Below are 25,914 nucleotides of genomic sequence, written 5' to 3'. Positions count from 1 at the left end.
AGCTGGTAAGGTGTTCAGGCAAAGGCAAGGTTCCGCTGTCATCGGAATCAAATCCATTTCTGAACGGAGGGTAGGCAATGGCGACCAATGATGCGCCGTCGAGCGGCGAGGTGGCACGCCTTGTCGTCGCTTCCGTGCGCGCGGCCTTGCCGCAGGAGTGGAAGGTGGCCGAGACCTTCGAGCCTCGGCGAGGACCGCTGCGCCCGGACATAGAGATCGAAATCGATGCCCCGGATGGAGTTGCTGCCCGACTGGTCGTTGAGCTCAAGCAGGTTCTGGAACGCCGCGACGTGTCACGGGTGGTTGAACAGGCACGAAGCATGACCACGCGGCCCACCGACGCTCCGGTCGTGGCGGCCCGCTACCTGTCGCCGTCAGTGCGTGATGCTCTGGCGGAGGAGGGCCTCTCGTACGTCGACGCCACGGGCAACATGCGCCTTGTGGTCGACAAGCCAGCCGTGTTCATCTCCGCACAAGGTCAGGATCGGGATCCGTGGCGCAAGGGCCGACCGCGCGGCACGCTCAAGGGCGAGCCTGCTGCGCGGGTGACTCGGGCGCTCTTGGACTACCGCCGCGATTGGACGGTGCGCGAACTGTTGGCTGCTTCTGGTTCGTCGACGGGCGCGGCTTACCGAGTGCTGGACTACCTAGAGCGCGAGGACCTCGTCGTGAAGGAGGACAAGCGCTACCGCGTGACTGACTGGGAGCGGCTGCTCCGTGCGTGGAGCGCCGACGCGTCCTTCAAGACCACCACCCGCGTGATGGCCTTCATCGAGCCTCGTGGCGTCGCGAGTTTCCTTGGGAAGGTCGCAAAAGAGTCGACGTTCCCGGTCGCTGTGACCGGTTCCAGTGCCGCCGAGGAATGGGCGACCTATGCGCCTGCAAAGGCCGCCTACGTGTACGTCTCGTCGATCCAAGAGGCATCCGAGCAGTGGGGCCTGCGACCAAACGCGACCGCCCCCAACGTGATCCTGTTGGAGCCCAAGACGGTCGGCGATGTGCCGTTTGTCAACACAATCCGCACCAAGGGCGGCTATCCCGTGGCCGCCGCTGCACAGGTGGCTGCCGACTTGCTGAACGGGCCTGGTCGCGAACCAGCCGAAGGCGAGTTCCTGATCGAGTGGATGAAGACCAACGAGGAGAAGTGGCGACGTGACTGACGAGGTGATCATGGCGCGCACCGGGCTGCTCGATGCGCTGGAAGCATTGCAATCGCACCTCGACGCCCTTGTGGTCGTGGGCGCACAGGCCATCTACCTGCACACCGGATCGATCCAGGTCGCACTCGCGGAGTTCACGACTGACGGCGACGTCGCGATTGACCCCGACCTATTGAGCTCCGACCCGCTGGTCGAGGACGCGATGCGCGCGGCGCGCTTCACCCCTGACCCGCGGAGCAGTGCGATCGGGTCTTGGATCTCCCCGCGTGGAGTGCCAGTTGACCTGATGGTGCCCGAGGCCGTCGCCGGAGCAGGGCGCCGTGGGGTCCGCGTGCCCCCGCACGACCCGAAGTCGATGCGGCGGGCACGCGGCATCGAGGCGACCTTGGTCGACAACTCCAAGATGGTGATTCGAGCGCTCGACTCCTCAGTCGACGCGCGAGAGTTTGAGGTCTCCGTAGCTGGCCCGGCGGCCCTGCTCGTAGCCAAACTGCACAAGATCCAGGATCGAATCGACAACCCGTCGCGTCTGGATAACAAGGATGCGCACGACGTATATCGCCTCTTGCGGGCGATCGACACTGATGTCCTCGTGACGGCCACCGTGCGGCTCATGAACGTAGACGTGAGTGGTGAAGTCACCCGTGATGCTGTCGATCACATCGCGGACCTGTTCGCTCGTGGTGCGGACGCTCCAGGATCACTGATGGCAGGCGCCGCCGAAGAGTTGGTCGGCGACCCTGTGGGTGTCGCCGAGAGCGTCGCGTTGCTGGCTCAAGACCTGCTTGACGCCCTGGGCCGATGACGACCTCCCGTGCGAAGGATCAGCGGCCATCGCATGGGCCAGACACGCCAGCAGCTTCTGCCCGAACCCACGTCCAAACGCGACGTGTGACGCCGCGCCGGTCAAGTTCCACGACGCAATAAGACGAGTGCGAGGCATCCCGTAAGTGCGAGCCCGAGCGCCAGACTCACCATTGCCCAGGGCGCAGGGGTCTGCTGCACGAACTGGTGACAGTTGGGGTTAGGCCGCTTGGGTGGCGGTGGGAGCCGCTGTCGCGACCACGCTCCTTCGTCGCGCGTGCGCTCCAGCTCCCGGCATCCCCTCGCCACCGCCAAACGAAAAAGCCCCGAGCATGCTCGGGGCTTTTCGTTTGGCGAGGGAGTTACGAAACTCTGAGTCGTGCGTGAATGACGCCTGTTTGCGGGGTCCAGTCAAGGAAGGCCCCCACGTTTTCGCGAAGTCATCCCCCGAGCTCTCTACCGTCAAGGGTAGACAGCACTTGTCCTTCGCTCCCCGAGCAGCCTCTCAGCGCACTCCTCGTGCCTTCATCCGGACCGTAGCAGCGGCTGTGGACACGGACCGCAGACCGCAGACCGCAGAGAGGCGGGCGCTCAGGCCACGTCGAATGGCTACGTCGATGTGGCGAGGATGTGGCAGATGTCGTCGTCCGCGCAGTCCGCAGGGTCGAGGACCTGGCTGCGCTCGAGGAGCCTTTCGAGCTCGGCCTGCAGCGCAGCGAGGTGGCGGATGCGGGCTCGGACGTCGGTGAGCTTGGTGTCGATGAGGGTGCCGACGTGCGCGCAGGGCGCGGTCCCGTCGTCGCGAAGCTCGATGATGCTGCGGATCTCGGCCAGGGTGAGCCCGGCCTCCTGAGCCACGCGGATGAAGCGCAACCGGACCAGCATGGAGTCGTCGTAGAGGCGGTACCGGTTGGCGCCACGGTCGGCGTCTGGCAGCAGCCCTCTGCGCTCGTACAGCCGGACGGTCTGGGCGCTCACCCCAGCTGCGTCAGCAAGCTCACCGATCAACACAACCGCGCACTCCTCTCCCTTGACCTTCTACCACGGTACAACGTCTACGGTCGCAGGTATGGACGTCTCCTTGCTGTACTTCGATGACTGCCCGAACTGGACCCTGGCCCATGAGCGGCTTGCTGCCATCGCGGCGGAGCGCCCCGACATGGTGCTGACGCTGCACCGTGTGGAGACGGTGAGGAAGCCGAAAGGGTCGGGTTCCACGGGTCGCCGAGCATCCGGGTCGACGGCGTCGACGTGTTCGCCGAACCGGGCGCCGGGGTGGGGTTGTCGTGCCGGGTCTACCGCACACCGGACGGCCTGGCCGGAGCACCCACCATGGACCAGCTGAAGGCCAAGCTCGGAGCCGGGGCGTGATGACGGGCCACTACGACCTGATCGTGATCGGGGCCGGCATGGCCGGGGTGGCCGCGGCGAACAAGTGCGCCTCGGCCGGGTGGAAGGTCGCCATCGTCGACGCGTTGCCGTACGGCGGCACGTGCGCGCTGCGCGGCTGCGACCCGAAGAAGATCCTGCGGCGAGGTGCCGAGATCGTCGACAGCGCGGCACTGATGCGCGGCAAAGGCATCGACGAGGCCGGGCTGGCCATCAACTGGACCGACCTCATCAAGCACAAGCACGGCTTCACCGACCCCGTCCCGGGAAACATCGAAGGCGCGCTGGTCGGCAACGGCGTCGACACCTTGCACGGGCACGCCCGGTTCACCGGCCCCACCACCATCGCCATCGACGGCAGCTCCTACGAGGCGGCGCACTTCCTGGTCGTCACCGGCGCCCGGCCCCGGCCGCTGCCCTTCGCCGGCCACGAGCACTTGGTCGACAGCACCGCGTTCATGGACCTGCCCGAGCTGCCGGAACGGATCCTGTTCGTCGGTGGCGGGTTCATCTCCTTCGAGTTCGCGCACATCGCGGCACGCGCAGGCAGCAGCCCCGTCATCCTGGACCGGGGACCGCGGCCACTCAAGGCATTCGACCCCGACCTCGTCGAGCTCCTCGTCAACCGCGGCACCGCCGCCGGAATCGACCTGTGGCGGGAGACCACCATCACCGCCGTCGAACCGTCGGGCTCCGCGTACCGGGTCAGTGTGGAACGAGCCGGTCAACCCGACACGGCGCAGTTCGACCTCGTCGTGCACGGCGCGGGCCGCATCCCGGACCTGGCCGGCCTGGACCTGGACGCCGCCGGCGTCGACTGGGACGAGAACGGGGTCCAGGTGGCGCCGCACCTGCAAAGCACCAGCAACCCGGCCGTGTACGCCGCCGGGGACTCGGCGAACACGCCCGGGATGCCGCTGACCCCGGTCGCGGTGTTCGAAGGCAAGGTCGCAGCGTCCAACATGCTCAAGGGCACCACGACCGTCCCCGACTACACCGGCGTCCCCACCGCGGTCTTCACCATTCCCGAACTGACCCGGGTCGGGATGCTCGAGCAGGACGCGCGCGACCGCGGCCTTGACGTCGAGGTCCGCCACCACGACACCAGCGGCTGGTACTCCAACTACCGCATCGGTGAGACCACCGCAGCCACGAAAATCCTCATCGACCGGACCACCGATCGCATCGTTGGGGCGCACCTGCTCGGCCCCGGCTACGGCGAGCTGGTCAACGTTCTCGGCCTCGCCATGAAGCTCGGACTGACCACCCGCCAGCTGAAGTCCATGCCAGCCGCCTACCCCACCGTCGGCTCAGACCTCGGCTCCCTGCTCTGACACCCCGAAGGCGAACAGACCCAGGCGACTCGGGACGGCTCAGAGGTGCCCGGGACGACTCTGGTCACCGGCGCGCTTCGGGGGGACGATGGGGTCATGGCAGCGCAGGCAGCAGTGCAGGACGAGCAAGCGCAGCGCCCGTCGTGCTGGTGCTGCGGGAACACGTTCGACGAGCAAGACCTGAGCCGGCTCGGAACCCACCCCGAGGTCGGGGTGTGCGCCGGCTGCGCGCAGTGGCTGCACCGGCGCGCGCGCTCCACGGCCGAGACCGGCCGCCGCACCCCGGGCGCGGCAGCACGCCGCGCTGTGTCAGCGGTTCGCGGCCGGGTGATGCGCGCCGGCGTGCAGGACTGGCCCGTGGTCGGGTTCTTGTTGCGGCGCCTCGACAAGCACCTGCCCTGAAGGGTGGTAGGACGCCCGGTGACCCCGGCCAACGGAGCTGGGAACGACGACCGGCCCACGGCGGACCGGGCCGTCATCGTCGCCGACCTCACCAAGTGCCGGAACGACCTGCACGACCTGCTGGCCACCGCGACCCCGGCCACGCTGCGGGCACGCAGCAACGGGACCCGATGGAGCAACGAGCAGCTGCTGTTCCACATGGTGTTCGGGTTCCTCATCGTCCGACGCCTGCTACCCCTGGTGCGGCTGATGTCGGCACTGCCACCACCGGTGGGCCGCGGGTTCGCCCGCGTCCTGGAAACAGGTCGCGTGCCGTTCCACTGGGTCAACTACGCCGGCTCGTGCGGGGGCGCGCTCGTCTTCAACCACACCCGGATGGGGTGGCTGTGCGACCGCACCATCGATCACCTCGTTGCCAGCCTCGAGCAGGAGCCGGAGCACCGGCTGATGCGGGGGATGCCGTTCCCGACCAACTGGGACCCCTACTTCGAACCCTTCATGACCCTCGCAGAGGTGTACGCATACCCGGTGCTGCACTACGCCCACCACCGCGGGCAGCTCACGCTCGCCACCTGAAGAGCTCGAGCGTGACCACCGGCTCTGCCAGCCGGTGGCTCCCAGGACCCTTGCCAGCGGCAGACTCGTCGCCGCGTCACGGCGGCGCGGCAGCGCCCGGCACGCGTGCGTACGTTGTGCCCTGGTGGCCCTGACCACCGTGGCGGGCCACCAGCTCCAGGGCGACCAGTGCGCGCAGGACCCTGCGAATGTTGGGCGCCTTCAACCCGGTGCGCCGCTCCAACTCGACGACGGTGACCTCATCGCCGCCCAAGGCGTCCCACAACCGCCGCTCCGACGGCCCGAGACCGGCGACCTTGCGAGCCACAGACTCGTTCGCCCCCGGCACGGGTCCCCGCTGGTGCGCCCGGGACCGAAGCAGCACGGTGAACCGGATGCCGCTGTCCTGGAACTGCGGAGGCGGATGACCCTGCTCGGCCATGGACGAAATGACCCGGGGAATGCCGCTGGCCAACGCCTCAACCACTCGCGAGTCGGCCTTCGAACGTGCGTACCGGCACACCTCCAGAAGTCGCCCGTTGCGTGCCGAGGTGACACCTTGGCGACCCAGCCGGTCCACCGTCACGCCGTACAACCCCCCAGGGTTCGTGACGACCAACCGGTCCGGTGTCAGGCGCACCTCAACGCCCGCCCCCTCCGACCAGGCGTCCAGGTCCCGATGGACCAACGCGTTCGCGACCAGCTCCCGGAACGCCTCCAGCGGGTACGTCCAGGCGTCATGCACTGAGCCGTCATCGCGCTCGACGACAGCCCTGGTGAAGACGCGCCGCGCCCACTCCAATGCGCCGTCCAGCATCACCGGAATCGGTCCCGACAACGCCACCGGGTCCACCGCCCGCGTCGCGCCCTGGGAGGTGACCGATAGGTTGAGCAGGTACCGGGGGAAGAACTGCTGAGGGTGCACCCCGAGCGCCAGTAGGCCCGCCTTGGTCGGCACGTCGTCAGCGGTGACAATGCCAGCGCGGAAGAGAAGCTCCCGACCAGTGAACCGCCCGAGGCCGAACTGGTCCCGCTCAGCAACGGTCGCCGCCCACACGGCGACCAGGTCCTGGTCCAGGTCCGCCATGGTCGCCCCCTCGACCGGGGAACGGTCGAAGTGCGGCGGTTGTCGCTGAGCCAGGAACGCCTGCTCCTCCACAGCTGACATCGTGAAGTCGCCGTCCCAGAATCTGACCCAGCCAGACCCGGTGGACACGACACGGCACGGTTTGGCCGAGGGAGAACACTCCGCCACCGCCGCCACGACCACGGGCCGGCCGGCCACCTCAGCATCATGAAATGTCACCTGCACCGGTGGGCTACACGCCCGCGCCTTGCCAGCCAAACCTTGTCGAAGCGCATTGACGTCACCCAGCTCAACCGGCGCAAAGCCAGCCTTCTCGTCCAAGCCCAGGACCACCCACCCACCCCCGGGCAGGTTCGCCAGCGCACACAGGGTGGACGTCATCGACGTCGGCAAGCCCCCCGCAGCGGACTTCACCTCGACGTCGGTCGTGTCCCCACCGGCCACCCGCAGTCGGGCCAAGAGGTCGTCGATCAGCGCCATCCAGCAAAGGTAACGCATCGCATTACATTTAGTTACATTCGCACTTACATTCCATCGACGTCGCGCCCCAGGGCGAACAGGAAGAAGAGGGGGACGAAGAAGAGGGGGACGAAGAAGACGCCGCCGGGAAAACAGTGCAGGGTTGACTACCCGACGCGGTTTGCTCGGTCCAGTCGCCGATGCACGTAGGAGAACATCGCGAAGGCGTCGTAAAAGTCCGCCAGGTCCTCGGCTGAACCCAAGCGGGTGGCGTGCGCGCGAGGGTTGCGATGAAGACCGTGCAAAGCCACCAGAAGGTTCTTGAACCCCTTGTGCTCGCTCTCCTCGGACACGGTGCTCAGCGAGTTGACCCGCAGCTCGGCCGGCTTCTGCTTCGTCCCGAACACCTCGTCGTACAGGTCCGCCCCATCCAAGGTGCATCCCGTCATCGACCGCACGCGGTCCGGGATGGACTTCGCGGCTTCGCTGACGGCGTGGAACAGCGACTTCGCCACCAGTTCCTCGCTGCAGTACACGAACAGCTGCGGGTGGCAGCCCCTCCGTCGAAGCTCGGTCTGCAGGGTGCCAGCAAGCTCGGCTGCCTCCCGCAAGCTGGCCGCCTGCTGCCTGCGGCGCGCCACCATGCCCGCGTCGTTGATGCGCAGACCGTACAGCACCAGCACCTCATCCAGCTGGTCGCGCAGCGCGTTCCACCGGTCATGGTCCCGGGTGTACAGGGCCGGCCTCATGGCGGCGTTCACGAAGGCAACCAACGTTGCGCCGTCGCCGCGGCGGACCTGGGTGTTGTGCAACACCACCCGCAGAGCGGTGCGCTTGTTCGGGCCGGGTGGCAGCTCAAACACCTTGGCGTGCTCGAGCGCGGCACGGAGCTCCGAGTTGGTTAGGCCCGGGTGGTCGGTCTGTGCCAGCACGTCGCACACGGCTTGCGTGACGGCGAGGTCGTAGACCTTGGAAGGCATGACAGCGATGGTGTCAGGTCAGCCCATCCACGCCGCGATTCGGCTCGCCGACGCCGCAGTCGCCCTACAGACCTGCCCAATGTTGCTGAAACCTGTGGCCACTTTGGCCCACACCGTCGTTCCTCGATCGACGGACGCCAAACCCCTGGTGACAGGGAACCCGGCAAGCCGACTCGAACCTGCCCGCTGGTGGCCTGCCTTCACCCCGGGACGTTGGCACCACGGCACCGCACGAGGCGCACGGTGACGTCGAGCTGGCGGGCCAGGACCAGCAGGGTGCGAACCGAGCCCCCGGCGACCGCCCCGGGCAGTTCGTACAGGGTGTTTGGGCGCACGCCGGCGTACTCGGCGAGCTGCCGCGGGGTTGTCCCGTCCCGGCGCCGCTGCCGCCGAACCTGCCGCATCAACCCCTCCAACACCGGGTGTCCGGGCTCGGGCTCGACCTCCAGGACGAACCCGAGCGCGCCTGCGATGGCCTCAACGGTGCCCAAGCGCGGCCACGTACTGCCCGCCTCGATGTCGTTGACCACCGACAGCACCACCCCGGCTTGGCTCGCGAGCCGGCGTAGTCCCCAGCCGCGGGCGTACCGCTCATCTGCCACGACCTCGACGAGCGCCCGCCACGCGCCGACGACCTCCCGCTCGGCGTCGTCGCTGTAGGACGAGTCCGGGCGAGCGGCCCAGGCCGGCCGCTGCCCGGTGCGCGGGTCCCGCGGCCCGCGAGGCGGCGCCCACGTCGCCGGTGACGGGTCCTCTGATTCCCGCGCCACCCCAGCCCCACTTCTCCTTGTCGCCTAACCGGTCCGGGCGAAATCGTACCGGCCACCCGATCCGAACGTACCGGTTTCCCGATCAAGTCCACCTCGGGCGCCAGCACCGTTCCCTTCGCACACCTGACCCGGTGTGCCGCGATGGCCCACCCCGCTGCGGGGTCAGGGACAGCCGCCACGAGAGCCCGCACCCTGCGGGCTCGTGACGATGCCGTCCCTGGAGCTCCCCCGATGTCCTCTCGCGCCCACCTTTCCTCCGCCACCGACCAGTGGCCCACCCCGCAGGGCTTCTTCGACCGTCTGCATGCCGAGTTCGGGTTCGTCCTGGACGTGTGCGCCGACGCCCTCAACGCGAAGGCGCCGGCGTACTACGCCTTGGACCACGCCGACCCGAACCGGCGCGACGGGCTGGCCCAGGACTGGGCCGCCGAGGCCGACCGCTTGCGCGGTGCGGTGTGGATGAACAGCCCGTACGGGCGTCCCATCGCAGCGTGGATGGCCAAGGCTCGCCAGGCCGCCGCAGGCGGTGCCACAGTTGTGGCCCTGGTCCCGGTGCGGGCTGACACGGCGTGGTGGCACGAGCACGTCCTGGGCTCTGGCGGCGAGGTCCGGTACGTCCGCGGCCGGCTCACGTTCGGTGACGCGGCGAACACGGCCGCGTTCGCCTCGGCCGTGGTCATCTACCGCCCGACCGACGTCCCCGGCCAGCCCGGGACTGTGGGCACGATGCCGGGGAAGTCGCCCAACGTGCGCCCGGCCAAGACGCCCGGCGCGCTCATCGACAACTACTGGGGTGCCGCGCTGCCCCCTGAGCAGTTCGCGCTGGCCGAGCCCGTCGTGAAGGACACCGCGCGCGCCATGACGCCTGCGACGGTCGGGCAGGCCAACGTGTACTTGTCGTCCCTGACCGCGTTCCTTGCCGGTCCGTGCGGATGGGACCGCGCCAGCACCCCAGACCTGCCCGCCCTGCTGACGGCCACGTCGGTCGTCAAGGTCACCGAGGCGATGACCGTGGGCGGCCGGACCAAGGTCACGCGACGCGAGGTGCTGCACCGCATCTGCCGCCAGCTCGGGACCATGGCCGCCTCGCCCCGAAACAACACCCTGGGCTACCCGCTACACCCCGACCGGTTCATCGTCGCCGGCGTCACCGCGCCGCTGCCCGTCGCTGCCCTCGTACAGGCGCACCGGGTCCGGCACGGGGCCCAGCTGACCGACAAGGGCCTGACGCTGGCGCTGAACGCGGTCGCAAAGTCGATGTCCACGGGCACTGCTACGGGTCGCACCGCGGTCACGATGCCCGCGCTGGCGACCATCCGGGCGCTGGCCGAGGCGACATCACCCGAGGTGGTCGGCATACCCTCCAGCACCAACCGCAGCACCGTCCGAACCGCAACACCCACGACCGAAACACCCGCGACCGCACCATCCACGACGAGTAAGCCGATGACGCGCGCCCAGCGCATCGCGTTCGCCAAGAAGTCCCACGCGCTGGCCCAGTCTGTGGCTGCGGCTCACGCCCCTACCCTCGAGCTCGGCCCGGTGGACACCACCGGCCTGGACGGCTCCACCATCGCCACCTGTACGACGTTCCGTCCCATGAACGCGTCCCGCGCCATGGTGTGGAACGACAACCTGCTGCTCGCGCAACGGCTCCTGCTCGGCACGCGGCCGCCGTCGGCGCGCGCCGCCAGCAGCTACGGCAGCGCCGTGGCTCGTTTCCTGGCCTGGTTCGCGCACTGGACCGGCCGACCCGGCACAGCGACCGGGTCCCCGGTCATCGTCGAGGAGCTTCTCGCCGCCGGCGTCGTCGAGTCCTTCGTGCGCCTGGAAGGACTGGTCCCTCGCAGCGCCGCAACGTACCGCTCCGTCATCCGGCGGGCCGTGGACTCCCTCGACCCGGCCCCACGCACCACCAAGCTCGCGTACAAGCCGGGTGCGGCGCCGTACACCCCGGTCGAGATGGACCAGTTCATGTTCCTGGCCGCGAACCAGCGCAACCCCGGGCCTCGGGCCGCGCTGTGCACCGCCATCGCCCTGGGCGCCGGCGCCGGCCTGGACACCACCGACCTGCGTGGCATCACCCCTGCCCACATCACCACGCAGACCCTTCCCGACGGGGCTGCGGTGACGATGGTGAGCGTGCCCGGCACGAAGGCGCGCACCGTCCCGCTGCGGCACACGTTCACCGACCTGCTGAAGGTGGCGTTGGCGGCGCACACCGAGCTCGGCAAGGGCGAGGACGACCCGCTCATCGGTCGCAAGGCCGACCGCATCAACGTGATGCGCCCCCTGACGTCCCGGGCCCGCACCGCGTCCGGCGCACCCATCGAGGTGCACCAGTCCCGGCTGCGGAACACGTGGATGGTCGCCGCGATGTGCGCCCCCGTGCCGCTGGCCGAGCTGATGTGCGCTGCCGGCATCAGCTCCCCTCGACCGGTGGAGAACCTGCTGCGGCACTGCCCGCAGCTGCCGCAGGACGCCATCACTGCGGTGCTCGCCTCCTTGGAGGGTGTGCCGACCGGCAGCGGCGTCGCACTCGGCACTGGCGCCGCCAAGGACGACGACCAGGTCGACCCGAACACCGGGCGGGGGGACGCCCGATGATTCGTCGCAGTGAGCTGGACCTGACCTTGGAGTACGTGCGCCGCACCGGTGTGCACACCGACATCGAGAACACCCTGCGCGCCAACCCCGGCGGGCGCCCTCGGGTCCTGCCGGTGGACGTGCTGCTGGCGGCGATGTTGTTGACCGCCAAGCACTCCCGCAACCTCAAGCTGGTCAGCGTCCACAAGACCCTGACCCAGGGACTGGCCCGCAACGTGCGCCACGACCTGGCCGTGGAGAACCTGACCATCCGCCAGGTCCGTTACCTGTTCTCGGCCATCGCCGACGCCTACGACCACAGCGAGGCCCGCAGGCCCGACCTCGGCGTCGGCCCCCGAGCAGTCCGCAGGGACGCCCTCCAGGACATCCTCGACAAGCTCACCAGCTCGGCCAGCCTTCACCTGCCCAGCAACGGCAGGTACGCCATCGACGGCACCGCCATCGACACCCCCGCCGTGCTGCGCGGCACCACCGCGGCCGTCAACGGGCCCCGCGGCGCCGCCAACGCCAACCCCGACGGCGCGGCGGGCGCGGCGTTCGTGGCCGGTCCGGACGACCGCGGACGGCCCCGGCACGACCCCGACGCCCGCATCGGGTACCGCACCAAGACCTACGCCAACCGCACCAAGTTCGTCTACGGGTACCAGCTGATCGCGTTCACCCGCATCGGCCCCGACAGCCCCACCTCCCGCGAGATGGAGCCCCCGGCGCTGGTGGACCGCATCGCCCTGGTGGCCGGTAACGAGAAGGGCCTGACCGAAACGATGGACCTGCTCGACCGCCTCGACGCCGTCGGCACCCCAGCCAAGGACATCGTCGTGGACCGCGGCTTCTCCGACGCCGCGATGGCCGACTTCGCCCGACCCATCGCCCAGCGGCGCATCGACGTCACCCTCGACCTCAAGAGCACCGACCACGGCGCCACCCCGCACGAGGACGGGTACCTCATCATCGACGGCGACCCGTACTGCCCGTCCACCCCCACTGCCCTGCGCACCATCCACCCCACCGAGGACATCAGGGCCAAGAAGCCTGGCCCCCGCGCAACCGCGGCGGAGAAGGCTGCGTTCGAGCAGCGCATGCGTGACCGTGACCTGTTCGAGCAGCTGACCCAGCGACGCGCCCAGTTCCGCCTCGAGAGCAAGGGCCCGACCAAGAACGGCATCCGCTTCTCCTGCCCGGCCAAGGTCGGCAAGCTCGCCTGCGACGCGTGCCCGCTGTCCCGGCACATGCCGCAGGTGGAGAAGGTCACCGCGCCCAAGGTCCGCCAGCACGACGGCACCATCGGCGTACCCAAGGTGTGCAACTCCAGCGTCACCGTCCCACTCGACGTCCTCGGCAAGCACCACCAGAAGTACCGGTGGGGCTCCAAGGAATGGCGCCGCTCCTACAACCGGCGCATCCGCGTCGAGCAGTCCTTCGGCCTCATCAAGGGCCACAGCGACGGCATCATCCGCCCCGGCTGGACCCTGCAGGTCGGCCACGCCAAGACCAGCCTGCTGCTCGGCATCGTCCTGGCCGCGCACAACTTGACCACGCTGCTGCGCTGGGCACGCACCAACAACTGGACCCTGGACCCCCTCACCCTCATCCGCATCCCCGACAACGGCGACCTGTTCGACCCCGACCCCGGCACCGGTGCCAGCGCTCCCGCCCAACCCGGAGCACCTCCCCTGGCCGCCTGACCTGGCTGCCGCCCCCGGCGGCCGCCCATCGGGCAGCCCCGCACATCCGAACAGCTCCACCGCCAAACAGCCCGCAGGCCAACGCCTGACGGGCTATAGGCGCGCCCTCCGCACCACCGTGAAGGCCCCGACCGCACCGGTCGGGGCCTTCGCGCGTCCTCGAACAGACCCGTGCAGCGCTTGGCGCGGCTCCGAGGCGCCCGAGGTGGGCCCAGACATGGGAAACCCCGGCTGGACATGAAGTCCAGCCGGGGTTTCGTCACTTCAGACCTACAGGTTTCGTAAGTCCCTTTTGGCGGTGGCGGTGGGATTTGAACCCACGGTGGAGTTACCCCCACACACGCTTTCGAGGCGTGCTCCTTAGGCCGCTCGGACACGCCACCGCCGACGAGAGTACCCGAGCGCGGGCCGCGCCGAGAAATCGCCCGAGGTCGCCAGCGCGGCCGGGACCGAGCAAGCCTCAGTCGCCGTACGGCACCTGCTCCCAGGACAGCACCGAGTCGGCGCCGGGGCGGTTGACCGTGACCTTGAGCCAGTCGGTGTTGTTGCTCGAGCCGTCGACCGTGATGCGCTGCAGCCCGTCCGCCGAGCCGGTCACGCCATACCGCTCCAGCCACACCGAGCCCTGCGCGAGCGGCCGGTCGACGTTGTAGACGTGGCTGTCGCCGTCGACGAGGTAGACGTCGCCGTCGAAGGCGGACGCCTCGTCGACGAGCGTCTGGACGAGCGGCGTGAAGGCCGAGATGTCCGCCGGGGTCGGCGTGTACGTCGGGTCGAACATGTCGGCCTGCTGGAAGAGGGCCACCGCGCGGTCGTTGCGCTGGCGCGCCTGGGCGAAGGTGTCCTTGACGAGGGCGATGGAGGCGTCCATGCGCGCCTTCTCCTCGGCCACCTGCGCGGCGTTGGGCGTCGTCTCGCCGAGGCCCGTCCACGGCAGCGTGCCGTTGTTGCTGCCGACGACATGGATGACGCCCATGGCGACACCGCCGCGGCGCAACTGCACGTTCTCGGGCAGACCCACGTTCGCCTGCGAGGCGACCTTCGCGCTGTGCTGCCCCAGAGTGCGTCCGGCGACGGGGAAGAAGGTGTCCCGGACGGCGTCGAGGCGCTCGAGCGGGTCGTAGGAGCCGTTGTTGGTGCGGTGGCAGTCGGTCCACTCGTTGTCGCCGGGCGTGTAGATCAGCGGCTGCTCGAAGCGGTCGAACTGCTCGCGGATGCCGGCGAAGTACTCGTCCGTGCAGCGGCTCGAGCCGTTCTTGATGTCGCCCACGTGGATCGTCATCGACACGTCGTCATCGGCGTTGATCTGGTCGACCCAGCCGGGGAAGTCCGCGACCTGGGCGGCGCCGTAGGGCACATCACCGATGACGGCGAAGGAGAAGGCGCCCGCCTTGTCCTGCCCGTCGGCGGCGAGGGCCGGTCCGGTCAGGGCGGCGAGGGTGAGCGGGACGGCGGCAAGCGCGAAGGCGGTGCGGGCGCGGGTCATCGGGGCTCCAGTTCGGGGGGGAGGTCGGGGTGGGAAGCGCAGGGCTCGCCCTGTTCTCCCGCACGAACCGTTCTCCCGCACGAAGGTGGCCACCGCCCCACGCCCGGCCGTCGCGGGCGTGAACGTCCCGCCACCGTCAGCGGTGGTCGGCGAAGAACGCGAGGAGGGCCTGTGAGCACTCGCGCTCCCGGACGCCTCCGATCACCTCGACCCGATGCGTGGCCCGGCGGTCGCGCACGAGGTCCCAGACGGAGCCGCACGCGCCCGCCTTCGGGTCCCAGGCACCGAGGGCGACGCGGCCGATCCGGGCGAGCAGCAGAGCGCCGGCGCACATCGGGCACGGCTCGAGTGTGACGACGAGCGTGCAGTCCTCGAGGCGCCAGCGGCCGAGCGTCGCCGCCGCGGCCCGGAGGGCGACGACCTCGGCGTGCCCGGTCGGGTCCCCCTCGGCCTCGCGGACGTTCCAGCCCTCCCCGATCACGGCGCCGTCCGGTGCCAGGACGACCGCCCCGACGGGCACGTCACCCGCCGCGGCGGCGAGCGCCGCGAGCTCGAGCGCACGGCCCATCGCCTCGTCGAGCGCGGGCTCGACGACATGGCGGCGGGTGGTGGTCACGGCGCCAGTCTCTCTCACGTCTGGTCACCCGGCGCCGAGGCGATAGATTCCCCCCATGCGCGTCCTCACCGCCGACCACCCGCTCATCGCTCACAAGTTGACCTACCTGCGGGACAAGAGCACCGACTCCCCCACCTTCCGCCGCCTTGCCGACGAGCTCGTCACGCTGCTCGCCTACGAGGCGACGCGCGAGGTGCGCACGCGCCCGGTCGACATCGAGACGCCCGTGGCCCCCACGCAGGGCGTCCACCTGTCCTCCCCCAAGCCGCTCGTCGTCCCCATCCTGCGCGCCGGCCTCGGCATGCTCGACGGCATGGTGCGCCTGCTGCCCACGGCGGAGGTCGGCTTCCTCGGCATGCTGCGCAACGAGGAGACGCTCGAGGCCGTCACCTACGCGAACCGTCTGCCGGACGACCTGTCGGGGCGTCAGTGTTACGTCCTCGACCCGATGCTCGCCACCGGCGGCACGCTGGCGATGTCGATCCGCTACCTCGTCGAGCGCGGCGCGGACGACATCACGGCCGTCACCCTCATCGCCGCGCCCGAGGGCATCGCCGCCCTCGAGGAGCAGGTCGCCGACCTCGACGTGCCGATCACCCTCGTCACGGGCAGTGTCGACAAGCGGCTCAACGAGCACGGTTACATCGTCCCCGGTCTCGGTGACGCGGGCGACCGCCTCTACGGCGTGGTCTGACACACCTGCGGGCGCCCCCGGCGCGCCACAATCACCACATCCGTCCCATGCGGCACACTGACGGGTGACGCGCGGCAGCCTGCCCGCACCCCGACAACCCTGCTGGGGACACGACGAGGAGACACGGAGCAGTCGATGCCTCCCATCAAGAAGATCATCCTTGGGATCCTGGCCATCTTCATGGTCTATGCGGTCGTCACCTCCCCCAACGAGGCGGCGACGATCGTCAACGCGATCTGGGACGTGATCGTCAACGGCGCCAAGAACGTCATGCGCTTCTTCGACGCCCTCATCGGCGGCAACTGACCGGGAGGGCTCGCATGGCCCGGCGCGCACGCTCGACGGCCAAGGACCTCGACCGTTTCCTGCTCGAGGGCGAACGGCTGGTCGGCGACGTCCGGCGCCACCGCATCGTGCTCGCGAAGCCGGTGCTGCTCGTCCTCGCCGCGACCGTCGTCGCGATCTGGGGAGACATGTCGATCCCCGACTCCGGCGCCACCGTCATCGAGTTCCTGTGGTGGGCGTGGTTCGCCAGCCTGCTGTACCTGGCCTTCCGCATCTTCGAGTGGCGCCAGGAGCGGTTCGTCGCGACCGACAAGCGCCTGCTCCTCTTCTATGGGTTCATCACGCGGAAGGTCGCGATGATGCCCCTCACGAAGGTCACCGACATGACCTACCACCGCACGATCCCCGGCCGGATGCTCGGCTACGGGAAGTTCGTGCTCGAGTCCGCGGGTCAGGAGCAGGCGCTCTCCGAGGTCAACTTCATCCCCCGCCCGGACCGCCTCTACAAGGACATCTGCGCGGAGATCTTCGGCACCCGCGACGCCGACGACTACAGCGACGAGGACAACGACGCCTACGAGCGCGACCAGGAGGCCGCCTTCGAGCTGGAGCACGACGTCCACGACCTCCACGACAACGCGGCGCTGTGGCGCGGCGGGCCGCCGCCGGGGATCATGAGTGGCCATCGTCAGGGCCGACACGAGGGATCGCTCTATCGCAGCGCCGACCTGCGCCGTCGCGACCGCGACGACGACACGGGCGAACTGCCCGTCGTCGACCCCGACCGCTACTGAACAAGGAGGCACAGATGAGCATCATGCGGACGAAACCCGCGGAGCAGTCGATCCGCGAAGGGGACGAACCCGAGTACCAGCTCAAGCGCAAGCTCACCGCGCTCGACCTGACCGTCTTCGGCGTGGGTGTCATCATCGGCGCCGGTATCTTCACGCTCACCGGTCGCGCGGCCCAGTCCGTCGCCGGACCGTCGATCATCGTCTCCTTCGCCATCGCGGCGGTCTGCTGTGGCCTCGCGGCGCTCTGCTACGCCGAGTTCGCGTCGACCATCCCCGTCTCCGGCTCCGCCTACACGTTCTCCTACACGGCGATCGGCGAGATCGTCGCGTGGATCATCGGCTGGGACCTCCTGCTCGAGCTCTTCCTCGGCGCCTCCGTCGTCGCCCAGGGCTGGTCGCAGTACGCGGTCATCCTCCTGGGGAACCTCGGCTTCGACTGGCCCACCGCCATCGGCCCCGACGGGCACGTCAACCTGCTCGCCTTCGGCCTCGTCGCCGTGCTCACGGCGCTGGTCGCCTACGGCATCAAGGAATCGATGCGGGTCAACCTCGTGCTCGTCGCCATCAAGCTCTTCATCGTCCTCTTCGTCATCGTCGCGGGCATCGGCTTCATCAACACAGCCAACTACTCCCCCTTCGTCCCGGAGACGGCCGCGGTGGAGGCGAAGTCGGGGCTGCACCAGCCGCTCCTGCAGATGTTCTTCGGGCTCGAGCCGTCCGCTTACGGCATCGGCGGCATCGTGGCCGGTGCGGCGCTCGTCTTCTTCGCCTACATCGGGTTCGACGTCGTGGCGACGACGGCCGAGGAGGCCAAGAACCCGCAGCGCGACATGCCCATCGGCATCATCGCCTCGCTCGTCATCTGCACGGTGCTGTACATGGCCACCGCGCTCGTCATCACGGGCATGGTCCGCTACGACAAGATCGACCCGGATGCTGCCCTGGCGAGCGCCTTCGTCGATGTGGGCAAGGACGGTTACGCCACGCTCATCTCGGCGGGGGCCGTCGCCGGTCTCACGACGGTCGTCATGACCCTCATGATCGGCGCGAGCCGCGTCCTCTTCGCCATGGCCCGCGACTGGCTGCTCCCGCCCGCCATCGGCCGCGTCAACGCCCGCACCGGTACGCCGATGCGGATCACCATCGGCGTCGGCGTCATCGTCGCCCTCGTCGCCTCCCTCACCCCCGTCGGTGAGCTCGAGGAGATGGTCAACATCGGGACACTGTCCGCCTTCCTGCTCGTCTCCATCGCCGTGCCGATGCTGCGCAAGCAGCGGCCGGACCTCAAGCGCGCCTTCACGGTCCCCTTCTCACCGTGGCTGCCGTGGGCGTCCGCCCTGATCTGCGGGTACCTCATGCTCAACCTCTCGGCCTGGACGTGGCTGCGCTTCCTCGTCTGGCTCGCCATCGGCCTGGCCATCTACGGGATGTACGGCTACCGCAACAGCCGCCTCTCGGGTCGCCCGAAGGAGGGTCAGCTGCCGAGCATGACGGCCACCTGAGCCGGCTGCTCGCGCACCCGAGTCACCAGGTCGACTCTCAGAGCGCGGCGAGAATGTCGCCGACTCGCTCCTTCGCGTCGCCGAAGAGCATCTGGGTGTTGTCCTTGAAGAAGAGCGGGTTCTGGACGCCCGCATAGCCCGTCGCCATCGACCGCTTGAAGACGACGACGTCCTTGGCGTTCCACACCTGGAGGACCGGCATGCCGGCGATCGGCGACCCCGGCTCGTCCGTCGCTGCGGGGTTCACGGTGTCGTTGGCCCCGATGACGAGGACGACGTCGGTGGTCGCGAAGTCGTCGTTGACCTCGTCCAGCTCGAGGACGATGTCGTAGGGCACCTTCGCCTCGGCCAGGAGGACGTTCATGTGCCCGGGGAGCCTGCCGGCCACGGGGTGGATGCCGAAGCGCACGTCGACGCCCCGCTCGCGCAGCCGCGAGGTGAGCTGCGCGACGGGGTACTGGGCCTGGGCGACGGCCATGCCGTAACCGGGGGTGATGACGACGGACGTGGCAGCGCGCAGCAGGTCCGCGACGCCCTCGGCGGTGACTTCGCGGTGCTCGCCATAGTCACGGACCTCTCCCACGGTCCGACCGTCGGAGCCGAACCCGCCGGCGATGACCGAGATGAAGGAACGGTTCATCGCGCGGCACATGAGCCACGAGAGGTAGGCACCCGAGGAGCCGACGAGCGCGCCGGTGATGATGAGCAGGTCGTTGCCGAGCATGAAGCCCGCGGCCGCGGCCGCCCACCCGGAGTAACTGTTGAGCATGGAGATGACGACGGGCATGTCGCCGCCGCCGATGCTCGCGACGAGGTGCGCGCCGAGCGCCAACGCCAACACGGTGATGAGGAGCAGAACCCACACGCTGGGCTGGGTCACGAACCACACCGTCAGGACGACGAAGGCGGCGAGCGCCGCGAGGTTGATCAGGTTGTGTGCCGGCAGGGCCAGTGGGGCGGAACTCATCCGGCCGCTGAGCTTGAGGTAGGCGACGATCGAGCCGGTGAGGGTGACGGCGCCGATGAAGACGCCCACGGCGACCTCGCCCTCGTGGATCATCAGCCCGGCCGGGGGCAGCCCGCTGTGGGCACCCTGCTCCGCGCTCGTGCTGAGGTGGCTGCCGAAGCCGACGAGCACGGCGGCCGCGCCGACGAAGCTGTGCAGCATTGCGATGAGCTCGGGCATGCCGGTCATCTCGACCTTGCGTGCCCGCCAGATGCCGATGACGGCGCCGATGGCGATCGCGAGGACGAGCGCAGCGACGCCGCCGAGGCGATCGACGTCAGTGATCCGGGCGAGGGTCGCGACCAGCGCAAGCGTCATGCCGGCGATCCCGGCGTAGTTGCCGTGCTTGGCGCTGACGTGCTTGCTGAGGCCGGCGAGACTGAGGATGAAGAGAAGCGCCGCGACCGTGCACGCCGCGGTGTAGAGGCTGAGAGTCACGGGTCAGGCCCTCCGGAACATCGTGAGCATGCGGTGGGTGACGGTGAAGCCGCCGAAGACGTTGATGCTGGCCAGGAGGACGGCGACGAAGGCCAACGCCAGGATCCCTCGGCCTTCCTGCTCGATCAGGGTGAGTGCGCCGACGACGATGATCCCCGAGATCGCGTTCGTCACGGACATCAGCGGGGTGTGCAGGGCGTGCGCCACGTTGCCGATGACGTAGAAGCCGATGACGACCGCGAGCGCGAAGACGGTGACGTGCCCGAGGAATTCCGCGGGCGCGAACCTCGCGATGACGAGATACAGCGCCGCGGCCACGCCGATGGCCCAGAACTTCCGTGCGGGGCTGGACGACTCGACCGGTGCGGTCTTCCCCGGCAACCCGGACGCCTTCGCCGCGGCGGGCGGCGCATTCACGGGCGACGCGGGCGCGGCACTGACCTGGATGGCCGGCGGCGGCCACAGGACCTCCCCGTCGCGCGTCACCGTCATCCCCCGCTGGACGACGTCCTCGAGGTCGATCACGAGGTGTCCGTCCTTGGCCGGGGTGAGCAGGGTCATCAGGTTGGCGAGGTTGGTGCCGAACAGCTGACTGGCCTGGGCCGGCAACCGAGCGGGAAGGTCGGTGTAGCCGATGATCGTCACGCCCCCGGGCGTCACGACCACCTCGTCGGCGACGGACCCGGCGACGTTGCCGCCCTGACCCGCGGCCATGTCAACGATGACGCTGCCGGGCTTCATCGAGGCGACCATCTCCTCGGTGATCAGGCGCGGCGCCGCGCGACCGGGGATGAGGGCCGTCGTCACGATGATGTCGACCTCGCGCGCCTGCTCGGCGTAGAGGGCGGCGGCGCGCTCGTCGAAGGCGGCGCTCGTCGCCTTCGCGTAACCGTCGGAGCTGGGGCCCTGCTCGTCGAACTCGATGGGGAGGAACCGCGCCCCCAGCGACTCGACCTGCTCGGCGACCTCGGGCCGGACGTCCACGGCCCGCACGATCGCGCCGAGGCTGCCCGCGGTCCCGATCGCGGCGAGGCCGGCGACCCCGGCACCGCACACGAGGACGGTTGCGGGCGGCACCTTCCCGGCTGCCGTGACCTGACCGGTGAAGAGGCTGCCGAACTCGTGGGCCGCCTCGATGACGGCACGATAGCCGGCGATGTTGGCCATGGAGGACAGCACGTCGAGGGACTGGGCCCGCGAGATGCGCGGCACCGCGTCCATCGCCAGGGCGGTCACGCCGCGCGCCGCCAACGCCTCGACCAGTCCGGGGTTGAGGGCCGGCGCGAGCAGGCAGGCGAGCACGGTGCCGGGCCGCAGGAGGCCGAGTTCCTCGTCGTTCGGCGCGTTGATCTTGAGGATCACCTCGCTCGACCACACCTGGCCGGGGTCGGCGACGCCGGCGCCCGCGGCAAGGTAGGCGTCGTCGGTGTGCGTTGCGCGCAGCCCCGCCCCCGCCTGGACGACGACCTCGTGGCCGAGGGCGACGAGTTGGGCGACCGTCCTGGGGGTCACCGCGACACGCGTCTCCCCCGGTCGCGACTCCTGCGGTACTCCGATGCGCACGTCGAGCTCCTCTGGGTCCCACGAGCGGTGGCGCCGAAGGCCTCCGTCGTAGGCAACCTAGGGCCTCGGAGGCGCTCGCGTCGGTCTTGTGTGGCAGAGGGCGCAATACATCGCGCACGTCGGGCGGCCCACATGACGAAGGCGGCCCGCCACCGGTGGGTGACGGGCCGCCTTCTCAGGGGTGACGCGGGGTCACTGTCCCCGGGGGTGGAAGCCAGCGCTGTAGGCGGCCTGCGCGTCGGTGAACCAGACGTCCGCCTCGAGGACGTCGAAGGCCTCGTGTCCCGGCTCGGCGAACTCCTGGGAGTCCCGACGACCCTTGACCGGGTGGCCGAGGGGGAAGAAGCCGTCGGCGACGGGCGCCGCCGAACCCATCCCGTAGCCGCCGTCCTGGACGCGCTCGAGCGAGCCGTCCTCGATGAGGCCGCGGGGGAAGGTGGACTGCGAGGGCTCGCTCTCGGCGGCGGAGGCGTCCGTCGTCAGGTCCGTCTCTTCCGCCGACCCGGTCGTCGACTCCGGCTCGGACCAGTCCGACGGCCAGGTCGCCGCCTCGGCAGCGGCCGGCGCGACCGTCGCGTCGGAGACGCTCGGCTCCTCGGTCGCAAACGGCTCGTCCGAGGTCTCCGCGTCGAAGCGGCCCTCGGTGCGGGCCTCCTCGTCGATGAGGTCCTCGCGCGCGTGCGCCTCCTCGTCCCAGACCGTCTCGGTGTCGAGCCCGGGGTCGCTGACGCGGGTGGAGTTGTCGGCGTCGATGACGTCGTCACCGGCGTCGGTCCACTGCGCGGAGTCGTCGGTCGGCTCGGGGACGGCGTCGGCCCACGAGGAGCTCTCCGCCGAGGTGCTGGCGTCCGTGGGGGTGTCGGAGGTGGCCGTGTCGGAGGTGGCCGTGTCGGAGGTGGCGATGCCGGAGGTGGCTGCAGCCGTGGCCGCGCCGCTGGCGCCCCAGGTGCGGTCCGACGTGGTGGGGACGTCCGTCGTGGGCTCAGCGGTCGCGGGCTCATCCGTCGTGAACGTGTCCGCAGCGACGGGCTCGTCACGCGGCACCGTCGCCTCGTCGGGGTCCGGGCTGCCGCCCAGGTCACCCGAGTCGGTGCCCGCGTCCCACGCGTCGTCCTCGACGGAACGCTCGGCGGCGAAGGGGTCCTCCTCGGGGAAGGTGTCGTCCACGTCGACCGGCTCAGCCTGGTCGTCGATGTCGTTGGCCCGTGCGGCGGCGGCCGCGGCACCGCCGGCTGCGGCAGCGGCGGCACCGATCGCGGCCGCCTTGCCGGTCACGCCACGGTCGGAACCGTCGGCGACGTTGCCGGCCTCGTCGAGGCGGCGACCCTCGTCATCCGTGCGCACGTCGGGGTCGAGGGCGTCGGCGCGGCGCGCCTCCTCGTCGCGCTGCCGCGCGAGCTCCTCGGCCTGGCGCTGGCGCTGGGCCGCCTCGTCCTCGCGGACGGCGGCCTCCTGCTGGAGACGGCGCGCCTCGGCGGCACGCTCCTCGGCTTCGGCGGCGCGGGCATCGGCCTCGCTGCGCACGGCGCTGGCCGCTCCCGTGGCCTCCTCCGCGTCGGCCTGGCGCTGGGCGACCCGCTCGTCCAGGGCGGCGACGCGCTCCCGTGCCTGTTGGGCCTCGATACGCGCCTGCTCCTCCTGCTTCAGCCGGGACTGGCGCATCAGGTACCAGAGGACGAGTGCGAGCAGTAGCAGGACGATGAGGGCAATCAGGATCTTCATGGCTCCCCCTTGAGGGTGGCGGGCCCCGGAGCACCTCCGGGTGGTCATCACGGACACTAGTCGTTGCGGGCCGTCCGCGCGGGTCTCGCGCCCTCCCCTTCGTCGTCCTGCGAAGATGGGCCGCATGCGCCCGATCCGCCAGAGCAAGAAGCTGCAGCACGTCCGTTATGACGTCCGGGGTCCGATCCTCGTCGAGGCTCAGCGGCTCGAGGCCGAGGGGCACAAGATCCTCAAGCTCAACATCGGCAACACGGCCCCCTTCGGCTTCGAGGCGCCCGAGGCGATCGTGGCCGACATGATCCACAACCTGCCCCAGTCGCAGGGCTACGCCGACTCGCGCGGCATCTACTCCGCCCGGACCGCCGTTGCGCAGTACTACCAGTCACGCGGCCTTCGAGACGTCTCGGTCGACGACATCTACATCGGCAACGGAGTCTCCGAGCTCATCACCATGGTGCTGCAGACGTTCGTCGACGACGGCAACGAGATCCTCGTCCCCGCCCCGGACTACCCGCTCTGGACCGGCGCGGTCTCGCTGTCGGGTGGCACGCCCGTGCACTACCGGTGCGACGAGTCGAACGGCTGGAATCCGGACCTGGCGGACCTCGAGTCCAAGATCACCGAGAACACCCATGCTCTGGTGATCATCAACCCCAACAACCCGACCGGCGCCGTCTACAGCGAGTCGACCGTCAAGGCCATGATCGACATCGCGCGGCGGCACGAGCTCGTCGTCATGGCGGACGAGATCTACGAGAAGATCCTCTTCGACGACGCGGTGCACCACCACGCGGCGACCTTCGCGGGTGACGACGTCCTGTGTCTCACCTTCAGCGGCCTGTCCAAGGCGTACCGCGTCTGCGGCTACCGCTCCGGCTGGGTCATGGTGTCCGGGCCGAAGCACCTGGCCGAAGACTTCCTCGAGGGTCTGACACTCCTGGCCAACATGCGGATGTGCTCCAACGTCCCGGCGCAGCACGCGATCCAGACGGCGCTCGGCGGCTACCAGTCGATCACCGAACTCATCGTCCCCGGCGGCCGGTTCTACGAGCAGAGCAAACTCGCCGCGCGCCTGCTCAACGAGATCCCCGGCGTCTCGTGCGTCGAGCCGAAGGGCGCCCTCTACTGCTTCCCGCGCCTGGACCCGGAGGTCTACCCGATCGAGGACGACGAGGCCTTCGTCATCGAGCTGCTGCGCGCCAAGAAGATCCTCGTGACCCATGGGACTGGCTTCAACTGGCCGGAGCCGGACCACTTCCGCCTCGTCTGCCTGCCCGATGAGGAGGTCCTCACCGAGGCCATCGGCCGGATCGCCGAGTTCCTCGAGACCAAGCGCGCCTGAGCCCGTCGATGGCCCGTCACCACCTGCCCGAAGGCGGCCTCGGCCTCGTCGCGGCCGTCGCCGCCGGTGGGGCGGCCGGGTCCGTGGGCCGATGGGGCGTCTCCTCGGCCCTGCCGTCGGCCCACGACGGGTTCCCCTGGGGCACAACGGTCGTCAACCTCTCGGGTGCCCTGCTCATGGGACTGCTCGTCGCGTGGCTCACCGTTCGTCCGGGCACGCACCCCTTCGTCCGACCCGTCCTCGGGGTCGGCGTGCTGGGTGGGTGGACGACGTTCTCCGCGCTGGCGCTGGACGCTCACGACCTCCTCACCGACGGTCGCGCCGCACTTGCTGCCGGCTACCTCGCGGTCGCCGTCATCGCGGGCACCTGCGCGTGCGGACTGGGCCTGGCACTCGGGGCGCGGCTCTGGCCGGACATCCGCGAGGAGCGGGCGTGACCGCCCTTCTCGTGATCCTCGGTGCTGCGGTCGGGGCGCCCGCCCGCTTCGTCGCGACGCACCAGCTGACCCGGCGCGCGGGGCTCTCCACGAACGGCGCGACCCTCGTCATCAACGTGCTCGGCTCCTTCGTCCTCGGACTCGTTGTCGGCGCCGCACCCGGACCGAGCTGGACGACCCTGCTGGGCGTCGGCTTCTGCGGCGCCTTCACGACCTTCTCCACGCTCGCCCTCGAACTGTGGTCCGCCGCGGCCGAGCGCCGGGCGGGGGCATTCGTGGCCACCGTCGCCCTGAGCCTCGTCCTCGGCGTCGGGGCTGCCTTCGCCGGGGTCGCCCTCACCGGCTGACGCGGTGATTCGGGGCGCACCGGGCGCGAACGACTAGCAGGGGCAGGCGTAGGCCAGGTTCATGATGACGAGATAGATGGCTGGCGGGGTGCAGACCAGCAGGAGCGCGAGACAGGCCGCCACGAGCGTCCACCCGACGACCCCGCGAGCCACGCGCTCCCGCGGCGACCAGCGCAGGTGGGCCTCCGCCACGATCCAGAGGAGGGCGAACGGCGCCAGCACCACGGCCAGCGCCACGAGTCCGTGGGCGACGCGCGTGCCGGTCTCCCCGACCCTGTCGATCAGGCTTCCGGCCGCCATGGCCATCCCGACTACGGCGACGGCGAAGAGCACGGCCCAGGACACGTGGCCGCGTCCCGGCGTCCTCCTCACGTCTCGCACGGAGTCAGTGTGCGTCAGGGAAGGCGCCGGCTGATGCACGACGGCGCCGACCCCCACGAAGGGGACCGG

The 25,914-nt window shown here is 69.8% G+C and carries 24 protein-coding genes and 1 tRNA gene; 14 read left to right on the top strand and 11 right to left on the bottom strand.

Annotated features, from left to right (window positions below):
* Positions 1-77: 77 nt before the first annotated feature.
* Positions 78-1,160, top strand: coding sequence for a hypothetical protein (locus ACQBAS_RS01240; protein ID WP_427384506.1), 1,083 nt, complete (start codon positions 78-80; stop codon positions 1,158-1,160).
* Entirely contained in the window at positions 1,153-1,965 is an 813-nt protein-coding gene (locus tag ACQBAS_RS01235; protein ID WP_427384505.1) for a hypothetical protein, read from the top strand. The genes ACQBAS_RS01240 and ACQBAS_RS01235 overlap by 8 nt, the downstream gene beginning before the upstream one ends.
* 608 nt (positions 1,966-2,573) lie before the next feature.
* Here ACQBAS_RS01235 and ACQBAS_RS01230 read toward each other — a convergent pair.
* Positions 2,574-2,942 carry a MerR family DNA-binding protein gene (locus tag ACQBAS_RS01230; protein WP_427384504.1) on the bottom strand — a complete coding sequence of 123 codons (369 nt, stop codon included), beginning with the start codon at positions 2,940-2,942 and terminating at the stop codon, positions 2,574-2,576.
* 392 nt (positions 2,943-3,334) lie between these two features.
* Between ACQBAS_RS01230 and ACQBAS_RS01225 the strand changes: the two genes are divergently transcribed.
* The 3 genes from ACQBAS_RS01225 to ACQBAS_RS01215 all read left to right on the top strand — a co-directional run bounded on the left by ACQBAS_RS01225 (position 3,335) and on the right by ACQBAS_RS01215 (position 5,665).
* The gene (locus tag ACQBAS_RS01225) at positions 3,335-4,687 is read left to right on the top strand and encodes a dihydrolipoyl dehydrogenase family protein (protein WP_427385656.1); all 1,353 of its coding nucleotides are present in this window, start codon (positions 3,335-3,337) and stop codon (positions 4,685-4,687) included.
* A gap of 96 nt (positions 4,688-4,783) precedes the next feature.
* Positions 4,784-5,089, top strand: coding sequence for a hypothetical protein (locus ACQBAS_RS01220; protein ID WP_427384503.1), 306 nt, complete (start codon positions 4,784-4,786; stop codon positions 5,087-5,089).
* A gap of 18 nt (positions 5,090-5,107) precedes the next feature.
* Positions 5,108-5,665, top strand: a complete 558-nt coding sequence (locus tag ACQBAS_RS01215; protein WP_427384502.1) for a DinB family protein — start codon at positions 5,108-5,110, stop codon at positions 5,663-5,665.
* Between the two features lie 76 nt (positions 5,666-5,741).
* Here the strand turns inward: ACQBAS_RS01215 and ACQBAS_RS01210 are convergent, their stop codons facing one another.
* The 3 genes from ACQBAS_RS01210 to ACQBAS_RS01200 form a co-directional block, all read right to left on the bottom strand.
* Positions 5,742-7,211 (bottom strand): ATP-binding protein, encoded by a 1,470-nt coding sequence (locus tag ACQBAS_RS01210; protein WP_427384501.1) that lies wholly within the window; start codon positions 7,209-7,211, stop codon positions 5,742-5,744.
* A gap of 146 nt (positions 7,212-7,357) precedes the next feature.
* On the bottom strand, positions 7,358-8,170 hold the full coding sequence (locus ACQBAS_RS01205; protein ID WP_427384500.1) for a TIGR02391 family protein: 813 nt from the start codon (positions 8,168-8,170) through the stop codon (positions 7,358-7,360).
* Positions 8,171-8,370: 200 nt separating this feature from the next.
* Positions 8,371-8,940: a helix-turn-helix domain-containing protein gene (locus ACQBAS_RS01200; protein WP_427384499.1), complete on the bottom strand. Its 570-nt coding sequence runs from the start codon at positions 8,938-8,940 to the stop codon at positions 8,371-8,373.
* 231 nt (positions 8,941-9,171) lie between these two features.
* Between ACQBAS_RS01200 and ACQBAS_RS01195 the strand changes: the two genes are divergently transcribed.
* Both ACQBAS_RS01195 and ACQBAS_RS01190 read left to right on the top strand, forming a co-directional pair.
* Positions 9,172-11,547: a DNA N-6-adenine-methyltransferase gene (locus tag ACQBAS_RS01195; protein WP_427384498.1), complete on the top strand. Its 2,376-nt coding sequence runs from the start codon at positions 9,172-9,174 to the stop codon at positions 11,545-11,547.
* Positions 11,544-13,232, top strand: coding sequence for a hypothetical protein (locus ACQBAS_RS01190; RefSeq protein WP_427384497.1), 1,689 nt, complete (start codon positions 11,544-11,546; stop codon positions 13,230-13,232). Before ACQBAS_RS01195 ends, ACQBAS_RS01190 begins: the two co-directional genes overlap by 4 nt.
* A 293-nt stretch (positions 13,233-13,525) precedes the next feature.
* Here ACQBAS_RS01190 and ACQBAS_RS01185 read toward each other — a convergent pair.
* From ACQBAS_RS01185 to ACQBAS_RS01175, 3 genes are all read right to left on the bottom strand, one after another.
* Positions 13,526-13,615 (bottom strand) — tRNA-Ser (locus tag ACQBAS_RS01185).
* A gap of 77 nt (positions 13,616-13,692) precedes the next feature.
* Positions 13,693-14,718 carry a metallophosphoesterase gene (locus ACQBAS_RS01180; protein WP_427384496.1) on the bottom strand — a complete coding sequence of 342 codons (1,026 nt, stop codon included), beginning with the start codon at positions 14,716-14,718 and terminating at the stop codon, positions 13,693-13,695.
* Positions 14,719-14,854: 136 nt separating this feature from the next.
* A complete protein-coding gene (locus ACQBAS_RS01175) occupies positions 14,855-15,286 on the bottom strand; it encodes a nucleoside deaminase (protein WP_427385655.1) in 432 nt (143 codons plus the stop codon).
* A 103-nt stretch (positions 15,287-15,389) separates the two neighbouring features.
* Here ACQBAS_RS01175 and upp point away from each other — a divergent pair, with 103 nt between their 5' ends.
* From upp to ACQBAS_RS01155, 4 genes are all read left to right on the top strand, one after another.
* Entirely contained in the window at positions 15,390-16,028 is a 639-nt protein-coding gene (gene upp, locus ACQBAS_RS01170; protein ID WP_427384495.1) for a uracil phosphoribosyltransferase, read from the top strand.
* A gap of 135 nt (positions 16,029-16,163) precedes the next feature.
* A complete protein-coding gene (locus tag ACQBAS_RS01165; protein WP_427384494.1) occupies positions 16,164-16,334 on the top strand; it encodes a hypothetical protein in 171 nt (56 codons plus the stop codon).
* A 14-nt stretch (positions 16,335-16,348) separates the two neighbouring features.
* Positions 16,349-17,107: a PH domain-containing protein gene (locus ACQBAS_RS01160; RefSeq protein ID WP_427384493.1), complete on the top strand. Its 759-nt coding sequence runs from the start codon at positions 16,349-16,351 to the stop codon at positions 17,105-17,107.
* A gap of 14 nt (positions 17,108-17,121) precedes the next feature.
* A complete protein-coding gene (locus tag ACQBAS_RS01155) occupies positions 17,122-18,609 on the top strand; it encodes an amino acid permease (RefSeq protein WP_427384492.1) in 1,488 nt (495 codons plus the stop codon).
* A 37-nt stretch (positions 18,610-18,646) separates the two neighbouring features.
* On the opposite strand, the gene pntB is transcribed toward ACQBAS_RS01155, so the two are convergent.
* The 3 genes from pntB to ACQBAS_RS01140 all read right to left on the bottom strand — a co-directional run bounded on the left by pntB (position 18,647) and on the right by ACQBAS_RS01140 (position 23,338).
* Complete coding sequence (pntB, locus tag ACQBAS_RS01150; RefSeq protein ID WP_427384491.1) at positions 18,647-20,053, bottom strand: Re/Si-specific NAD(P)(+) transhydrogenase subunit beta; 1,407 nt, start codon at positions 20,051-20,053, stop codon at positions 18,647-18,649.
* A 3-nt stretch (positions 20,054-20,056) separates the two neighbouring features.
* On the bottom strand, positions 20,057-21,616 hold the full coding sequence (locus ACQBAS_RS01145) for a Re/Si-specific NAD(P)(+) transhydrogenase subunit alpha (protein ID WP_427384490.1): 1,560 nt from the start codon (positions 21,614-21,616) through the stop codon (positions 20,057-20,059).
* A gap of 192 nt (positions 21,617-21,808) precedes the next feature.
* On the bottom strand, positions 21,809-23,338 hold the full coding sequence (locus ACQBAS_RS01140; protein WP_427384489.1) for a hypothetical protein: 1,530 nt from the start codon (positions 23,336-23,338) through the stop codon (positions 21,809-21,811).
* A 124-nt stretch (positions 23,339-23,462) separates the two neighbouring features.
* Between ACQBAS_RS01140 and ACQBAS_RS01135 the strand changes: the two genes are divergently transcribed.
* The 3 genes from ACQBAS_RS01135 to ACQBAS_RS01125 are packed head-to-tail and all read left to right on the top strand — an operon-like array spanning position 23,463 to position 25,464.
* Positions 23,463-24,680 (top strand): pyridoxal phosphate-dependent aminotransferase, encoded by a 1,218-nt coding sequence (locus tag ACQBAS_RS01135; protein ID WP_427384488.1) that lies wholly within the window; start codon positions 23,463-23,465, stop codon positions 24,678-24,680.
* Between the two features lie 8 nt (positions 24,681-24,688).
* Positions 24,689-25,117, top strand: a complete 429-nt coding sequence (locus tag ACQBAS_RS01130) for a fluoride efflux transporter FluC (RefSeq protein ID WP_427384487.1) — start codon at positions 24,689-24,691, stop codon at positions 25,115-25,117.
* Complete coding sequence (locus ACQBAS_RS01125) at positions 25,114-25,464, top strand: fluoride efflux transporter FluC (RefSeq protein ID WP_427384486.1); 351 nt, start codon at positions 25,114-25,116, stop codon at positions 25,462-25,464. Before ACQBAS_RS01130 ends, ACQBAS_RS01125 begins: the two co-directional genes overlap by 4 nt.
* Before the next feature lie 33 nt (positions 25,465-25,497).
* Here the strand turns inward: ACQBAS_RS01125 and ACQBAS_RS01120 are convergent, their stop codons facing one another.
* Positions 25,498-25,845, bottom strand: coding sequence for a hypothetical protein (locus ACQBAS_RS01120; protein WP_427384485.1), 348 nt, complete (start codon positions 25,843-25,845; stop codon positions 25,498-25,500).
* Between the last annotated feature and the right edge of the window lie 69 nt (positions 25,846-25,914).

This window comes from Janibacter zhaoxuefangae, assembly GCF_050271985.1.
GTDB lineage: Bacteria > Actinomycetota > Actinomycetes > Actinomycetales > Dermatophilaceae.
The sequence above is the reverse complement of the archived record's forward strand: the minus strand, read 5'-3'. Positions and strand labels throughout refer to the sequence as shown.

Coding starts and splice junctions, on each gene's coding strand:
- ACQBAS_RS01155 (WP_427384492.1), top strand. CDS start 17,122: ATGAGCATCATGCGGACGAAACCCGCGGAGCAGTCGATCCGCGAAGGG.
- ACQBAS_RS01160 (WP_427384493.1), top strand. CDS start 16,349: ATGGCCCGGCGCGCACGCTCGACGGCCAAGGACCTCGACCGTTTCCTG.
- ACQBAS_RS01240 (WP_427384506.1), top strand. CDS start 78: ATGGCGACCAATGATGCGCCGTCGAGCGGCGAGGTGGCACGCCTTGTC.
- ACQBAS_RS01220 (WP_427384503.1), top strand. CDS start 4,784: ATGGCAGCGCAGGCAGCAGTGCAGGACGAGCAAGCGCAGCGCCCGTCG.
- ACQBAS_RS01130 (WP_427384487.1), top strand. CDS start 24,689: ATGGCCCGTCACCACCTGCCCGAAGGCGGCCTCGGCCTCGTCGCGGCC.
- ACQBAS_RS01195 (WP_427384498.1), top strand. CDS start 9,172: ATGTCCTCTCGCGCCCACCTTTCCTCCGCCACCGACCAGTGGCCCACC.
- ACQBAS_RS01190 (WP_427384497.1), top strand. CDS start 11,544: ATGATTCGTCGCAGTGAGCTGGACCTGACCTTGGAGTACGTGCGCCGC.
- ACQBAS_RS01205 (WP_427384500.1), bottom strand. CDS start 8,170: ATGCCTTCCAAGGTCTACGACCTCGCCGTCACGCAAGCCGTGTGCGAC.
- ACQBAS_RS01225 (WP_427385656.1), top strand. CDS start 3,335: ATGACGGGCCACTACGACCTGATCGTGATCGGGGCCGGCATGGCCGGG.
- upp (WP_427384495.1), top strand. CDS start 15,390: ATGCGCGTCCTCACCGCCGACCACCCGCTCATCGCTCACAAGTTGACC.
- ACQBAS_RS01135 (WP_427384488.1), top strand. CDS start 23,463: ATGCGCCCGATCCGCCAGAGCAAGAAGCTGCAGCACGTCCGTTATGAC.
- ACQBAS_RS01165 (WP_427384494.1), top strand. CDS start 16,164: ATGCCTCCCATCAAGAAGATCATCCTTGGGATCCTGGCCATCTTCATG.
- ACQBAS_RS01140 (WP_427384489.1), bottom strand. CDS start 23,338: ATGAAGATCCTGATTGCCCTCATCGTCCTGCTACTGCTCGCACTCGTC.
- ACQBAS_RS01180 (WP_427384496.1), bottom strand. CDS start 14,718: ATGACCCGCGCCCGCACCGCCTTCGCGCTTGCCGCCGTCCCGCTCACC.
- ACQBAS_RS01175 (WP_427385655.1), bottom strand. CDS start 15,286: ATGGGCCGTGCGCTCGAGCTCGCGGCGCTCGCCGCCGCGGCGGGTGAC.
- ACQBAS_RS01210 (WP_427384501.1), bottom strand. CDS start 7,211: ATGGCGCTGATCGACGACCTCTTGGCCCGACTGCGGGTGGCCGGTGGG.